Source organism: Mycolicibacter arupensis (assembly GCF_002086515.1).
GTDB lineage: Bacteria > Actinomycetota > Actinomycetes > Mycobacteriales > Mycobacteriaceae > Mycobacterium > Mycobacterium arupense.
Map to the genome: position 1 here is coordinate 72,166 of NZ_MVHH01000007.1, position 13,317 is coordinate 85,482.

Sequence of the window (13,317 nt, forward strand, 5' to 3'; positions counted from 1 at the left end):
GCCCCTCGTGTCACACGGGCATCAGTTTTCACACGGATAACTTCAGTCCCGACCTTGTTATCGGGATTGGGGAGAAGCCATGTCACGAATCCGTACGTACCTGACCGTCGCAGCCGGTGCCGCCGCCGGACTGTTCCTGGGAGCGCTGGCGTCCAGCGCAACCGCCAACGCCGACACCGTGCCGATCAACCCGGGCCTGTCCGGAGTGGTCGAGCAGATGGTGGCCTCGACGGCGAACCTCCCGCAGCAGCTGCTGCAGACCACCACCTCGGCGCTCGGCGGCACCTCGTTCGCCCCGCCCGCGGCACCCGGACAGGCGCCGCTGGCCACCGCCACCTTCAACGTTCCGCCGTCACCGGCTGCGCTGCCTCAGCAGCAGGCCGCCGCAACCGGTCTGCCCGGACTGGGGAACCTTCCGGCGAGCCTGAGCTCGGTGCTGCCGTTCCCGATGCCGAACTTCGGTGGACCGGCACCGGTTCCCGCGGCCACGACGGCGTTTGCGCCGAGCTACCTGCCGTCGGTTCCGGTCGCACCGGTCTCGCCGATGGAGGTCATGCTGATTCCGGGCTTGCCCTGACGCTGACTGCGTAATCTCGGACCGGTGAGCGCACGCGCAGGAATCGTCGTCACCGGTACCGAGGTACTCACCGGACGTGTGGCCGACCGTAATGGACCGTGGTTGGCCGACCGGCTCCTGGAATTGGGAGTTGAGTTGGCGCACATCACGATCTGCGGTGACCGACCGGGAGATATCGAGAGCCAGCTGCGGTTCCTGGCCGCCGAGGGTGTGGATCTGATCATCACCAGCGGCGGCCTGGGGCCCACAGCCGACGATCTGACGGTCGACACCGTAGCCCGGTTCTGCGGCCGCGAGATCGTTCTCGACACCGAGCTGGAAGCCCGGATCGCCGACATCATCAAGCCGATGTTGTCGCGCTACGCCGGTCCCGACGCTCCGGATCTCGAGACGGTGTTGGCGGCCAATCGTAAGCAGGCGATGGTTCCGGCCGGCGCGACGATTCTGGACCCGGTGGGCACCGCACCCGGCGTGGTGGTCCCGGGCACACCCACCGTCGTCGTGCTGCCTGGACCACCGCGTGAGCTGCAACCGATGTGGCATAAGGCGATCAAGACCACCGCGGTGCAGGAGGCGTTGGCAGGCCGCACGCATTACCAACAGCAGATGGTCCGCATGTTCGGGCTGCCCGAATCGGGTCTGGCCGACACGTTGCGCCAGGCGCAGGCGGCGATCGATGACTTCCACCGGCTGGAGATCACCACCTGCCTGCGGCGCGGCGAGCTGGAGATCGTCACGCGGTACGAACCCGACGCCGCGGCCGCCTACGACCAGTTGCTGGCTGTGCTACGGGAGCGGCATGCACGGGCGATCTTCTCCGAGGACGGTTCCCGAATCGACGATCTGTTGGCTGACTTGCTGACCGGCCGGCAGATCGCGACCGCCGAATCGTGCACAGCGGGCCTGCTGGCGGGGCGTTTGGCCGACCCACCGGGCGCCTCGCGCTACCTTGCCGGCGGGGTGGTGTCCTACTCCAACGAGGCAAAGGTGGAGTTGCTCGGGGTCGATGCGGGCTTGATCGCCGAACACGGCGCGGTGTCCGAACCGGTCGCCGAAGCGATGGCGCGAGGGGCACTGAGCCGTTTCGGGGCCGACACCGCGGTCGCCATCACCGGTATTGCCGGACCCGGCGGTGGAACCCCGGAGAAGCCGGTGGGCACGGTGTGTTTCTGCGTGGCGCTGGCTGACGGGCCGATGGTCACCCGGACCACGCGCCTGCCGGGCGAGCGCGCGGATGTGCGGGAACGCTCGACGACGGTGGCGATGCATCTGCTGTATCGGGCGCTGTCAACCGGCTGATTCCTGCGGCTGCCGGTGGTATGAACATCACACCGAGGAGTTGCAGGTGTGAACACACAGTGGGCGTGGTTCAGCGGTTCGGGGTACTGGCTGGGCCGCCTGATGCTCGAGCGTGGCATCGCGGCCAGCTACCTCATCGCGTTCGTCGCCTCGGCGCGGCAGTTCCGCGCACTGATCGGCGAGCAGGGCATGTTGCCGGCGCCGTCGTATGTAAGGCGGCGCCCATTTCGCTTGACACCCAGCGTCTTTCATCTGCACTATTCGGATCGATTCTTCGCGTTCGTGTGCTGGCTGGGGGCAGGGCTGGCCGCGGCGCTGGTGGCGGGCGCCGGCGAGCTGGTGCCGCTGTGGGCGGTGATGGTGACCTGGCTGCTGTTGTGGGTGCTCTACCTGTCGATCGTCAATATCGGTCAGATCTGGTACGGGTTCGGCTGGGAATCGATCCTGCTGGAAGCCGGTCTGCTGGCCGTGTTCTTGGGCAATGGCCACGTTGCCCCGCCGGTGCTGGTCATGTGGCTGTCGCGCTGGCTGCTGTTCCGGATCGAGTTCGGTGCCGGGCTGATCAAGCTGCGCGGCGATTCCTGCTGGCGTGACCTGACTTGCCTGTATTACCACCACGAAACCCAGCCCATGCCGGGGCCGTTGAGCTGGTTCTTCCATCACCTGCCCCGGCCGCTGCACAGGGTAGAAGCGGCGGGAAACCACGTGGCTCAGCTGGTGGTGCCCTTCGGGTTGTTCGCGCCGCAGCCCGTCGCCGGGGTGGCCGCCGCGGTCATCATCGTCACCCAGTTGTGGCTGGTGGCCTCGGGCAACTTCGCCTGGCTGAACTGGATCACCATCGTGTTGGCGGCCGGTGCGTTGGATCAAACCTGGCTGACCGGAACGATTTCGGATCTGGTGCCTTCGGAGTTGCCGCCACCCCCGACATGGTTCACCGTCTTGGGGATCGCGTTCGCCGCAGTGGTCGTGATCCTGAGCTACTGGCCGGTGCGCAACTTGGCCTCGCGCAGTCAACGCATGAACATCAGTTTCAATCCGCTTCACCTGGTCAGCAGCTATGGGGCGTTCGGAACCGTGGGCCGTTCCCGGCGGGAACTGGTGATCGAGGGCACGGCGGATGCCGAGCTCACAGAGCGAACGTTGTGGCGGGAATACGAGTTCAAGGGCAAACCCGGTGCGGTAGGCCGGCGTCCGCGTCAGTGGGCGCCTTATCATTTGCGGCTGGACTGGATGATGTGGTTCGCCGCAGTGTCGCCCCGGTTCATGCTCCCGTGGCGTGACGCACTCGTGCAGAGATTGCTGTGCAATGACCGGGACACGCTACGTCTCTTGGGCCACAACCCGTTTCCCGACAGTCCACCGCAGTTCGTGCGGATACTGCTCTACGACTATCGGTTCACCACCTGGGCCGAGCGCCGGCGCGACCGCGCCTGGTGGCACCGCACGCTGATGGGGGTCTACCTGCCGCCGGTCGCGGCGAACGGGCCGTCTGTGCCGCCGAGACCTCGTTAGCGCCGGGCGGTTAACCAGCCTCGGGCCAACAGTCCAGGGGCGGGGGTTGTTCCTCGGGCCGCCCGTCGTCGCCGTCGGGTACTGCGGCGGGTCGGGTGTGGTAGTCGATGACGGCTTCGATGAAGTGAAACGGATTGGTTCGGGGTTGGCCGCGTTCAAGTTTCGGTGGGGGCGTCCATGCGACCCGGCCGTCGTCTCCGAGTGCGGTGGTCCAGCCTTGTTCGGTGGCCATCCGGTTATCGGGTGCACACGCCAACGCCAAGGAGTCAACGTCGGTCTGGCCGTTGCAGGCCCAGTCCTGTTCGAGATGATGTGCCTGGGACAAATACCCCGATACGGTGCAGCCAGGTCTGGTACAGCCGCGGTCCCTGGCGTGCAGCACGATTCGCTGATCTGCTGAGGCGAGCCGCTTGCTACGCCCGAGCCAGAGCGCTCGGCCCCGGCCGTCGAACACACTCAAGTAGTGATAGGCGTGCTCGGCCATCCGCAACAGATCGGTCATCGGCAACAGCGATCCTCCGGCGGTGTGGGCCTTACCGGTGGTGTCGGAGCCGGTTACCGGCGCGTGGCCGGCCGCAGCGTGCAGCTCGGCCAGGGTGGTCGAGACGATGACCGTCACCGGAAGCCCGTTGAGTTGGCCGAGATCCCCGCAGGCGAGCACTGCACGGCAAGCGGCCAGCAGGGCGTCGTGGGTGCGCTGATCGGGCCGGCGATCATCACGCTGAATCTGCTCCTGGGAGGGCGTGCCGCTGACACAGGGCTGCTCGTCTGCGGCATTGCACATGCCGGGGGCGGCGAGCTTGGCCAGGATCGGTTCCAGGGTGGCTCGCAGCTCCGGGGTGATGTGCCCCGACAGCGAACTCATCCCATCGATGCCTTGCCGGCCGAGTCGCAGCCCGCGCCGGGCCAGGCGTTCCCGGTCGGTGAAGTCCCCATCCGGATCCAGGACGGCCACCAGATGCTCGGCCAGGCGTTGGAAGGTCTCGGGCCCGAATTGGCTCGCCAGCACCGCGAGGTCACGGGCCGCCCGCTGGCGATAGGCGGCGCTGACCGCGGTCGGGATCTTCGCGAGGGCCTTGCGGGCGATCGCCACATGTTCCGGCCCGATCTGGCCCGCAGCCTGTGCGGCGGCCAGTTCCGGCAACACCGGCTCCAAGGGTTCTCCGGTGACCGCGGCGCGTGGACCCAGCTCAGCGGCCTCCGCTAACCGACGCCGCGCGCTCGCGGTGCTGATCCGCAGCCGCTCGGCCAACGCCTTGGTCAGCGAGCACGCTCCCAAAGCGCCGGGATCTCCCTCGGTGACCAGCCGGGCCAGGATCCGGTGATCGACCACCGGCGCCCGCCACGCCAGCGCCTCCCTGCGGGCCAGCACCGTCACCAACTCCTCGGCGCTCAGGGCATCCAGTGAGCATTTTTCGAGCTGGTCATAGGCGGTCTCGATCGCATCTAGGCACCCCAAAATGGTGTCCCGATCCGTGATCGCCTCCCTACCCATATATCGAACACTAGTGCGATCCACCGACAGAAAAGGCGGCTGGTCCGAACCTGTTAGCAGGGTCGGCAACTGTGGATAACTGGGGCCGCGGACGGCAGCGTGGCCGCTATCTCAGAGGCCGCGAGGTCATTGATGAACTCGAGCACGACGGACGGTCGGACCCGGGTGGCGGCGGTGGTGCGAAGTCGGCTCCGCCGAAGCGTTCGGCGAGCAGTGCCCGGACCCGCGGGTCATCGGGGTCCAGGTCAGACAGGGGTGTGTTGTCCACGTCGACAGGCGTGGGGTCGGGGGCATCGATGTCGATCCATTGCCGGTAGCCGCCCGGAGCATCAACCGGCCGGATGACGGCCTGACCAGCGACGGGACCGAGACCGGCGCGCGCCAGATGTCGTGCGATCACCGGTATGTTGACGAACCGCAGGTCATAAATGGTGCCCTCGGGCGATACTGAGCAATCCAGGGGATCGGCAATGGCCCACGGCTTTGTCGAGCGGGTGTGCATTTGGGCCCGGCTCGGGAATTTCGGGAAGGTTCAGCTGACCGTGGATGTTGATGTGCGGTTGCATCAAGCCCTCCTCATTGGTTGATAGGACGGAAGGAACGTGATGGCGCGCATCGCGCAAACTGTTGGTACCGGTATCGCAGCGCTGGGGTTATTGCTGGGAACAGCCGCTGCGGCACACGCCGACGAGCAGTCCTACATGGACTACCTGTTTGCCCACGGCTGGAACTACCGGTTTGGCATATCCGCACCGTCTCACGCGATCGGGCTCGGGCACATGATCTGCGACAACATCCACTGGAATGGTGGCCCGCTAAACGGCTTCAATGGGTTTACGCAGAGCATTGTCGACGGCACGATGATCGAAGGAGCCCAACACGAACTCTGCCCAGACACCCTGCCCCACTAGAACAGGTCGTTGCTGCCGAATAGGGTGCCGATGGCGTTCCACATTGTTTGGATGGTGCGCACCACTTGCCCTAGGGGATCTTCCATGTCACCACCGGTGCCGATGGTGATGTCGAATGTCTTGGGTGTCGATTCGGCGTAGTACATGCGAACTGCACTGACCGGGCGCCTAGGTCGAAACCGCAGCAAAATCGAGTACTCCCGCCGATTCCAGATACCGACTTGAAATGCCTGATACAGCCGGGCATTCCAATGCCCCTGCCGCATAGTCAAAGCCGGAGGCCAAAGTCGTTGCCGTTGCCCAGCGGCTACCGCGTGTCGACCCACACAGTGAATCCCGCCAGCACCACCGTGACAACGCCCAGCAGCACGATGTCGAGGGCGCCCAGTCGCGGCCCCTCGGCACCCTCGGCGGCCAGCCGGCGTTCCCGGGCTATCAGAAACAGCGGGAACGTCACACTGATCGCCACAAGGAAACCGCCCACGATGTAGGCCCACACGAAGCGCACGTTGTGCTTGCGGGCCTCGGTCACCATCAGGATCGCTGCGGCTAGGAACAGCAGCAGAATGTCGACGGTGATCGAGCGCGACGCCGGTGTCACCGCGGTGTCCGGCAGGAACTGCGACAGAAAGTCGGCCCCGTCGTAGGCCAGATTCTGGCTCCACGTGGCGACCAACGCAGCGACGGCGATCGCGGCGTACACACCACAACGGACTTTGGCTGCTGTGTTCATGCCGTCACGGTAGCGTCCAGGGCGATCGGCGCACTGCCGTTTCGGCTCACAACTCGAGCAGCACCGTCACCGGTCCGTCGTTGACCAGTTCCACCTGCATGTGGGCCCCGAACCGACCTGTTGCCACCGTCGCGCCCAAACGTCGCAGCGCCTCGGCGAATTCGTCGACCAGCGGTTCGGCCACCGGCCCCGGTGCGGCGGCATTCCACGACGGCCGCCGTCCCTTTGCGGTGTCGGCGTACAGCGTGAACTGGCTGACCACCAGAATCGGCGCGCCGACGTCTGCCGCCGAGAGTTGGTCATCGAGAATGCGCAGCTGCCAAAGCTTTTCGGCCATCCGTTGTGCCGTAGCGGAATCGTCGGTGTGGGTGACGCCGACCAGAGCCAGCAGGCCCTGGCCCTCCGGCTCGATCGCGCCGACGATCTGACCGTCGACGCTGACGTGGGCCGACGAGACGCGCTGAACCAGAACTCGCACGCCCCCGATGCTAGGTAGGCTCGCCGAGATACCGGTCGGGAGGGGTGAGCCACATGTCGGTCTTGGTCGCGTTCTCGGTGACGCCGCTGGGTGTGGGGGAGGGCGTCGGGGAGATCGTGGCCGAGGCGGTTCGCGTGGTTCGGGAGTCGGGCCTGCCCAACCGCACCGATGCGATGTTCACCGTGATCGAGGCCGAGACCTGGGCCGAGGCCATGGCCGTGGTGCAGCGGGCGGTGGAAGCGGTCGCGGCGCGGTCACCGCGGGTCAGCACGGTCATCAAAGCCGACTGGCGCGAGGGCGCCACCGACGCGATGACCGCCAAGGTCGAATCGGTGGAGCGGCACCTGGCCGCTCCGCAGCCGCCTAGTTGACCGGGACCTCAAGAATGGGCCGTCCCACGTCGGCGCCGGGACCGTTGAAGTGCCACCACTCCCCGGAGTAGGTGGCCAGCCCCGCGGCGTTCATCGCCTCGCGGAGCGCGGCACGTTCGGCCGCCGCGCGGGCGCTGATGCCTTCGGCGAATGCCGCTGCACTGGGCGTGAAGTCATCGAAACCGGTGCCCATCTCCGAGAGGCGCCCCTGCGCGTCGGCGGTGGTCACGTCGACCGATCGGCCGGTCTCATGACTGCGGGCCAAGGAGCCGGGCCGCGCTACCCACGTCGGATTCGGTACCACCTCGAACATCCGGACCTGCACGGCATGCGGCCGGTAGCAGTCCCAGAACACCAGGAGCCGGCCGCGGCTGCGTAGCGCGGCCGCCGCGCCGGCCAGCCCCGGGGCCAGCGACTCATGCACCAGACAGCGGGCATTGGCGGGGTAGAGCTGTTGGCCCACAAAGTTGTTCGCGGTGGCATAGCGCAAGTCGATGAACGCATCCGGCACCACGCTGCGCACATCGACGAATCCCGCCGCGCGAGCCGCCTCCGAAACGGCCGGTACCTCGAAGCCCGGTGCGGCAGCCGCAGCACCCGAAGCGCCCACGAGCAGCGCCGCCACCACCGTCACCACCGTCACCACTCGCAGACTCCGCATCTGCCCATTGTGGCGTGTCAGGCGGCGACCACGATCGTCAGCCGCCGGTCGTCGCGCTCGACCCGCATGCCGGACCGCCGCGCAATGGCGGCCACCGCCGCGGCGTCGGCGGGTTCGGCTCGGGTGCTGGCCAATACCCGAGCCAGCCGTCCCTTGTGCGCCTTGTTGAAGTGGCTCACCGACACTCGCCGGCCGTCGGGGTGCTCGGCGACCACGTCGACGCTGACAGCGCAGGGGATGGGAGCCAGGGCGGCATAGGACCCCGACCTCAGGTCCACCACCAGTTCGGCTTCGGCGATCTCGGCCAGCACCGGTTCCAGTACCGGCCGCCAGCGCCGCGCCAAGCCCGGTTGCCCGGGAAGTTTGGAGGACGCCGAGAGACGGTAGGCGGGCACCGGATCGGTGGCCCGCAGCAGCCCGAACAGGGCCGAACCCACCGCAAGGCGGGCGCCCGCGCGCGCCGCCGAAGCGCCACGCAGCGATTCGACGTCGAGTGCCTCATACAGCACGCCCGTGTAACGCTGGATCGCCGGCGCGGTGGGCGCGGTGCGCAGCTCCGCGTTGCGGTCGATCTCGCTGTCCTGAGCTGCCGACAGGCCCAGCGCGGCACGGCTGGCCTCTCGATCGGCGGCCAAGGAGACCAACTCGTCCACCAGCGCGGCACGCAGGCCGGTGAGCTGTGGAGATGTCAGCGCCTCCAGGCGCAGTGGCGGGCCGTCGCCGCCGGGGCGTTTGGTTTCCGACGGGGGCAGCAAAACGATCACAGCGCAGACGTTAACCGAGCCGTTCCGCACACCACTGCGGTGGCGAGCATCGCCGCACCGATGGTGTCGGTGAAGAAGTGGTAACCGCAGGCCACCAGTCCGAGCATGCCGAGCAGGCTCACCACCGCAGCGGCCGCCAGCGCCCAGAGCCGGGCTGCCACCACCACCATCATGCCCAGCACCGCGACCAGCAGCGCGGTGTGGCCGCTCGGGTATTCGAGGTACGGGCCGTTGCGCCGGTCGAAAAGGTGCTTGAGCGCCATCGTGATGATCGTGACCGCGAAGGGGCAGGCCAGCACCGCTGCCGCCAACAACCATCGACGCCGCGCCAACGCCGCCACCAGGCACGCCACCGTCACCCCCAACACCAGCCAGCCGCTGGTAAAAGCCAACAGCCACCGGGGCTGCTCGCCGACGAGGGTGAAGGTGGCGTTACTGAACCACGTGTCGATGGGTGTCGAGCCGCGGCCCACCGCCCAGCCCAGTGCCAATGTCGCCAGCACGCCGGCCGGCGGCCACCAGCGCAGCGCGGTGGCGAGGCTTCGATCTATCTCAGGCCGACTTCTTGATCAGCGGCAACAGCATCTGGCGGCGCTGGTCGTGTCCGTCGGCAAGAGCGTGCAGTGCCTGGTCCACCGAGAGCGAGGTGGGGAACATGGCGTCCTCGTCGAAGTCGCCGAGCAGCTCGTGGACGGATGTGCTTTCGATCAGCGTCCACTCCACCCCCGCGGCACGGCAGTCACCGTCGAGCACACACAGCAGCCACATCCCGGCGGCCGCGAACGTGGTGACCCCGCTCAGGTCGAGCACCAGCGGTTCCTTCGCCAGGACGAAGCGCCGGGCGTGCTCACTGATCTGGTCCACATTCGTGGCGTCGATCCGTCCCCGAACGGTGATCACCGTCGCGAGCTGACGGTACTGCGCCCTGACCTGCGCGCCGCCGAACTCCACGATGGGATTGATCCGAGCTGTGCCCCGAGTGGTGATGTCGATTGCCATGTCAGCCCCCGCCTTCCCTGTCGATCGTGGTCGGCAGATGAGCCGACCTCGATGTTTACCGACGTTATGCGGCGAAGTTAAGGCGTCTTGGGCGACCGATTAACGCTTTGGTGAGATATCGAAGGGCTCCGTCGCCCCGGTGAATGCACTGATCCGCCCCTCGCGGTCGCGGGCGTCGCCGTCATAGCGAAGCCGGTATCGGCCCGCTGCGGTGTCGTCGGGAACGGTCCAGCTGACCGCCACGGTGGACCCACGCCGGCCGGCGCGCCGCCACCGGAACATCGTGGACCAGTCGCTGTCGTCGGCCACGGTCTGCCAGCCCTCACCGGTCTCCCGCTCCACCCGCACGTAGGTGCCGCCGCGGTGCAGATCGTTGTTCGGGTAGGCGCCGACGAACTCCGCCGACACCGTGGATCCCGCGCGGTACTCGGGCAGCGGGGCCTGCAGGACGTCGCCGAACCGCCGGCCGGCGCTCAGCGCATCCGGCTTCGCCCGGCGCCGCGACCGCCGCCGGCGAGTCGGCTCGGCGGGACGCTGCCCCTCCGATACCGGACGTTGGTCCCGCATCGCGGTGGCCAACTCGGACACCACCTGTTGCAGGGCGGGCAGTTCCCAGCGGCCGAACAGGGTGCTGCCACCCTCATAGCGCTGCTCGTCGTACTCCTCCGGCGTGGTGACGTAGTGCAGATAGCCGTTGCTGTAGCCCGCAACCAGCACGTCACGCAGCTCCGCGCCCACGATGTCGGCCACCGTGCGACGCAATCGCAGTCCCGCCACGATCGTCACCTCGGCGGGAATGCCGATCAGATACAGCTGCCCGATACGCAGCAGCTGAACCGGGCCGCCCTCGGGCATGAGCATCGACAGTGCCTTGTTCAGCCGGGTACCCGGACCCACCGCACCCTTGGGGGCGTGCGCGTCACGCAGGCGTGGGGAGAGGCGGTAGACCGTGTTGGCGACCAGGCCGTCGAAGATGCGATTACGGCCTTGCTTGAGCAGGGGGTACAACGGCCCCGCCCCTTCGTCGGTGCCGGCCACGCAGGAAGCACCGGCGATCGCGGGGCCGGTGCGATGAGTCCGGCCATCACCGGTGAATTCCGGCCGGACCTCGAAATCGGTCAGGTCGACGTAGGTGGTGCGGGCGTCCAGGCCCCCGCTGACGTCGGTGCCGTGGCCCAGGGTCAGTTCGGTGGCGGCAGCGGCCTGACGGCCACCGATGATCCGGGTGTTCTCGAACTCGTCGTCGGTGGGTCCGCTGCCCGGCCGCTGGCCGGTATTGGGCGACATATCCCCGGAGTTGGTCTGCGCGAAGGCCGCGATGAACTCCTGTGGCGTGGAGGCCAGATAGTCGACACCGTGGTCGAGGCGCTCGAATTGATAGGCCGCGAAGCCCTTGTTGTCGCCGCTGATCAACGTGTTGCGGTTGGTCATGGAGGTGCCGTGCGTGGCGAACCAGTTCACCGCCCCGACCAGGTTGCCGTCGCGTTCGATACGCAGCAACGTGGTCTGCGGATCGATCTTGTCGGGGAAGTGTGCGCGGTCGGCCTCGGGGTTGCGGGCGAACGACGACGGCGAACGGTTGCAGCTGGCGTCATGCAGCCGGCCCACGGCCAGGCTCAAGCTGGCGGGCGCCAGGTCGGCATGCGCCGCCGCGACGGCTTCGCAGATCCCGTCGACGATGGCGTCGAAGGTCTGCTGCCGGAACCCGTTGGTGTTGGAGTTGTAAAGCCGGTGGTCGCAGTAGCCCCCGGGGCCGCTGTGGGTGTGTGTCGCCGTGAGCATCACGTTGCGGAACGTGTACAGGTCGCCGTAGGACGCGGCGAGGCGGCCGAGGACTTCGTGGTGCACGCTCTCCACCAGCAGTGGCACCTCGGCGACCACCAGCAACAGCCGGGAGGCGGCGGTGGCCGGTCCGTCATGGACGAAGACGAACGCCCGCGCCCGCAACCGATTGTGTACGCCATCGGTTTGCTGGGAGGCCACGCCGTAGCCCAGCATTCCGCATTCGGCCGGCTCACCGGTGATGTCGGCGATTCCGCGTCCCACCTGATACTCGTCTGGCATCGCTACAGTATTCACAACGGCCCCGCCCACATCGTCGCCGACGTGCCCGGCCGATTACTTCACCCCGGATGGTCCCGCTGTTAGTCTGCGATGGCTGTCGGCCACCGGGTTGCGGCTGGCCGACGCCAGGCCGTCTCGGCGGGCCCGCACCCGAGGCAGCCAGGACATGCGGAGCCCACCGGCGAAAGAGTGTTGTGCGCAGCGGAGAGATCAAGGCCCTGACCGGGCTTCGCATCATCGCCGCGGTCTGGGTGGTGCTGTTCCACTTCCGGCCCCTACTGCACCTGGCGTCGCCGACGCTCAGTGACGCCCTCGCCCCGGTGCTGGACCGAGGAGCCCAGGGTGTGGACCTGTTCTTCATTCTCAGCGGTTTCGTGCTGACCTGGAACTATCTGGAACGCATGGGCGAGGCGTTCTCCGCCCGGGCCACCGTGCACTTCCTGTGGCTCCGGCTTGCCCGGGTCTGGCCGATCTATCTGGTCACCATGCACCTGGCATTGCTGTGGGTGATCTTCACCCTGCATGTGGGGCACGTCCCGACCGAGGACCTGAGCAGTATCACCGCGATCAGTTATGTGCGGCAGGTCCTGCTGGTGCAGCTGTGGTTCGAGCCGTTCTTTGACGGGTCGAGCTGGGACGGGCCGGCCTGGTCTATCAGCGCCGAGTGGCTGGCCTATCTGCTGTTCGGCGTTCTGGTACTGGCGGTGTACCGGATGATGCGGGTGACCTCGGCGCGCGGGCTGGCCGCTCTGGCGATCATCGCCTCGCTGCCGCCGTTGCTGTTGCTGCTGGCGACCGGCCAGTTCTACACCCCGTGGAGTTGGCTGCCGCGCATCGTCATGCAGTTCACCGCCGGTGCGCTGGCCTGCGCGGCGGTGCGCAAGGTGAACCCGGGGGAATCGGCTCGCCGCGCCGCGGGCTACTGCTCTGCATTGCTCATCGCCGTGATGGTGGGTGTCCTGTACTACTTCGATGCTCACCCGATCTCGGGCCTGTACGACAGTGGTGGCCTGGTCGATGTGCTGTTCGTCCCGTTGGTGATGGCCTTGGCGATCGGCATCGGCAGCCTGCCCGCACTGCTGTCCACGCGGGTCATGGTCTACGGCGGGCAGATCTCGTTCTGCCTGTACATGGTCCACGAACTGGTGCACACGTCCTGGAATTGGGCCGCGCAGCAATTCGAGATCGTGCTCGCCGACGGGGCGACCGGAGCCAAATGGATGGTGTGCGGCGTGTTGGTCGCGGCGACGTTGCTGTCGGCCCTGCTGTTCCACAGCGTTGAAGAACCGGGTCGGCACTGGATGCGCAGGATGATCGGCGCCCGGCCCGAATCCGCAGACGTCACACCGGACGAAGACCCGTTAGCCGTTGAACCGGTGGAGAACTCGCCGGACACAGGTGAGGCCCGCCTCGACGAGCCGGCGGTCGCGGCTCCGGCTACTCTGCGCTGAAG

16 protein-coding genes are annotated in these 13,317 nt (G+C 67.3%); 6 read left to right on the forward strand and 10 right to left on the reverse strand.

Annotated features, from left to right (window positions below; all coding sequences use genetic code 11):
• Positions 1-79: 79 nt before the first annotated feature.
• The 3 genes from BST15_RS05570 to BST15_RS05580 all read left to right on the forward strand — a co-directional run bounded on the left by BST15_RS05570 (position 80) and on the right by BST15_RS05580 (position 3,388).
• On the forward strand, positions 80-577 hold the full coding sequence (locus tag BST15_RS05570) for a hypothetical protein (RefSeq protein WP_046190783.1): 498 nt from the start codon (positions 80-82) through the stop codon (positions 575-577).
• A 24-nt stretch (positions 578-601) separates the two neighbouring features.
• Complete coding sequence (locus BST15_RS05575) at positions 602-1,876, forward strand: competence/damage-inducible protein A (protein ID WP_046190782.1); 1,275 nt, start codon at positions 602-604, stop codon at positions 1,874-1,876.
• A gap of 102 nt (positions 1,877-1,978) precedes the next feature.
• Positions 1,979-3,388, forward strand: coding sequence for a lipase maturation factor family protein (locus BST15_RS05580; RefSeq protein ID WP_046190791.1), 1,410 nt, complete (start codon positions 1,979-1,981; stop codon positions 3,386-3,388).
• A gap of 10 nt (positions 3,389-3,398) precedes the next feature.
• On the opposite strand, the gene BST15_RS05585 is transcribed toward BST15_RS05580, so the two are convergent.
• Together BST15_RS05585 and BST15_RS05590 are read right to left on the reverse strand one after the other, a co-directional pair.
• Positions 3,399-4,883 (reverse strand): HNH endonuclease signature motif containing protein, encoded by a 1,485-nt coding sequence (locus BST15_RS05585; protein ID WP_046190781.1) that lies wholly within the window; start codon positions 4,881-4,883, stop codon positions 3,399-3,401.
• A 106-nt stretch (positions 4,884-4,989) separates the two neighbouring features.
• Entirely contained in the window at positions 4,990-5,385 is a 396-nt protein-coding gene (locus BST15_RS05590; RefSeq protein ID WP_052751409.1) for a phage gene 29 protein family protein, read from the reverse strand.
• Positions 5,386-5,488: 103 nt separating this feature from the next.
• On the opposite strand from BST15_RS05590, the gene BST15_RS05595 reads away from it, so the two are divergent.
• Positions 5,489-5,794 (forward strand): DUF732 domain-containing protein, encoded by a 306-nt coding sequence (locus BST15_RS05595; RefSeq protein WP_083070845.1) that lies wholly within the window; start codon positions 5,489-5,491, stop codon positions 5,792-5,794.
• On the opposite strand, the gene BST15_RS22025 is transcribed toward BST15_RS05595, so the two are convergent.
• From BST15_RS22025 to dtd, 3 genes are all read right to left on the reverse strand, one after another.
• A complete protein-coding gene (locus tag BST15_RS22025) occupies positions 5,791-5,940 on the reverse strand; it encodes a hypothetical protein (protein WP_157861723.1) in 150 nt (49 codons plus the stop codon). The genes BST15_RS05595 and BST15_RS22025 overlap by 4 nt on opposite strands.
• Before the next feature lie 161 nt (positions 5,941-6,101).
• Entirely contained in the window at positions 6,102-6,527 is a 426-nt protein-coding gene (locus tag BST15_RS05600; RefSeq protein ID WP_046190780.1) for a DUF2834 domain-containing protein, read from the reverse strand.
• A 46-nt stretch (positions 6,528-6,573) separates the two neighbouring features.
• Entirely contained in the window at positions 6,574-7,005 is a 432-nt protein-coding gene (gene dtd, locus BST15_RS05605; RefSeq protein ID WP_046190779.1) for a D-aminoacyl-tRNA deacylase, read from the reverse strand.
• A gap of 53 nt (positions 7,006-7,058) precedes the next feature.
• Between dtd and BST15_RS05610 the strand changes: the two genes are divergently transcribed.
• A complete protein-coding gene (locus BST15_RS05610) occupies positions 7,059-7,376 on the forward strand; it encodes an MTH1187 family thiamine-binding protein (protein WP_046190778.1) in 318 nt (105 codons plus the stop codon).
• Here BST15_RS05610 and BST15_RS05615 read toward each other — a convergent pair.
• From BST15_RS05615 to BST15_RS05635, 5 genes are all read right to left on the reverse strand, one after another.
• Positions 7,369-8,037, reverse strand: coding sequence for a M15 family metallopeptidase (locus BST15_RS05615; protein ID WP_046190777.1), 669 nt, complete (start codon positions 8,035-8,037; stop codon positions 7,369-7,371). The genes BST15_RS05610 and BST15_RS05615 overlap by 8 nt on opposite strands.
• A gap of 17 nt (positions 8,038-8,054) precedes the next feature.
• The gene (yaaA, locus tag BST15_RS05620) at positions 8,055-8,801 is read right to left on the reverse strand and encodes a peroxide stress protein YaaA (RefSeq protein WP_046190776.1); all 747 of its coding nucleotides are present in this window, start codon (positions 8,799-8,801) and stop codon (positions 8,055-8,057) included.
• Positions 8,798-9,304 (reverse strand): phosphatase PAP2 family protein, encoded by a 507-nt coding sequence (locus tag BST15_RS05625; RefSeq protein WP_083070846.1) that lies wholly within the window; start codon positions 9,302-9,304, stop codon positions 8,798-8,800. The genes yaaA and BST15_RS05625 overlap by 4 nt, the downstream gene beginning before the upstream one ends.
• Before the next feature lie 49 nt (positions 9,305-9,353).
• Positions 9,354-9,800 (reverse strand): STAS domain-containing protein, encoded by a 447-nt coding sequence (locus BST15_RS05630; protein ID WP_046190774.1) that lies wholly within the window; start codon positions 9,798-9,800, stop codon positions 9,354-9,356.
• A 99-nt stretch (positions 9,801-9,899) separates the two neighbouring features.
• Positions 9,900-11,864 (reverse strand): neutral/alkaline non-lysosomal ceramidase N-terminal domain-containing protein, encoded by a 1,965-nt coding sequence (locus BST15_RS05635; protein ID WP_046686386.1) that lies wholly within the window; start codon positions 11,862-11,864, stop codon positions 9,900-9,902.
• 194 nt (positions 11,865-12,058) lie between these two features.
• Here BST15_RS05635 and BST15_RS05640 point away from each other — a divergent pair, with 194 nt between their 5' ends.
• Positions 12,059-13,315, forward strand: coding sequence for an acyltransferase family protein (locus BST15_RS05640; protein ID WP_046190521.1), 1,257 nt, complete (start codon positions 12,059-12,061; stop codon positions 13,313-13,315).
• The last annotated feature ends 2 nt before the right edge of the window (positions 13,316-13,317 follow it).

What these genes read in the sequence shown, in the direction of transcription:
- BST15_RS05585 (WP_046190781.1), bottom strand. Translation starts at nt 4,883, where the DNA reads ATGGGTAGGGAGGCGATCACGGATCGGGACACCATTTTGGGGTGCCTA.
- BST15_RS22025 (WP_157861723.1), bottom strand. Translation starts at nt 5,940, where the DNA reads ATGTACTACGCCGAATCGACACCCAAGACATTCGACATCACCATCGGC.
- BST15_RS05600 (WP_046190780.1), bottom strand. Translation starts at nt 6,527, where the DNA reads ATGAACACAGCAGCCAAAGTCCGTTGTGGTGTGTACGCCGCGATCGCC.
- BST15_RS05595 (WP_083070845.1), top strand. Translation starts at nt 5,489, where the DNA reads ATGGCGCGCATCGCGCAAACTGTTGGTACCGGTATCGCAGCGCTGGGG.
- BST15_RS05590 (WP_052751409.1), bottom strand. Translation starts at nt 5,385, where the DNA reads ATGCACACCCGCTCGACAAAGCCGTGGGCCATTGCCGATCCCCTGGAT.
- BST15_RS05635 (WP_046686386.1), bottom strand. Translation starts at nt 11,864, where the DNA reads ATGCCAGACGAGTATCAGGTGGGACGCGGAATCGCCGACATCACCGGT.
- BST15_RS05610 (WP_046190778.1), top strand. Translation starts at nt 7,059, where the DNA reads ATGTCGGTCTTGGTCGCGTTCTCGGTGACGCCGCTGGGTGTGGGGGAG.
- BST15_RS05615 (WP_046190777.1), bottom strand. Translation starts at nt 8,037, where the DNA reads ATGCGGAGTCTGCGAGTGGTGACGGTGGTGACGGTGGTGGCGGCGCTG.
- BST15_RS05570 (WP_046190783.1), top strand. Translation starts at nt 80, where the DNA reads ATGTCACGAATCCGTACGTACCTGACCGTCGCAGCCGGTGCCGCCGCC.
- BST15_RS05580 (WP_046190791.1), top strand. Translation starts at nt 1,979, where the DNA reads ATGCTCGAGCGTGGCATCGCGGCCAGCTACCTCATCGCGTTCGTCGCC.
- BST15_RS05630 (WP_046190774.1), bottom strand. Translation starts at nt 9,800, where the DNA reads ATGGCAATCGACATCACCACTCGGGGCACAGCTCGGATCAATCCCATC.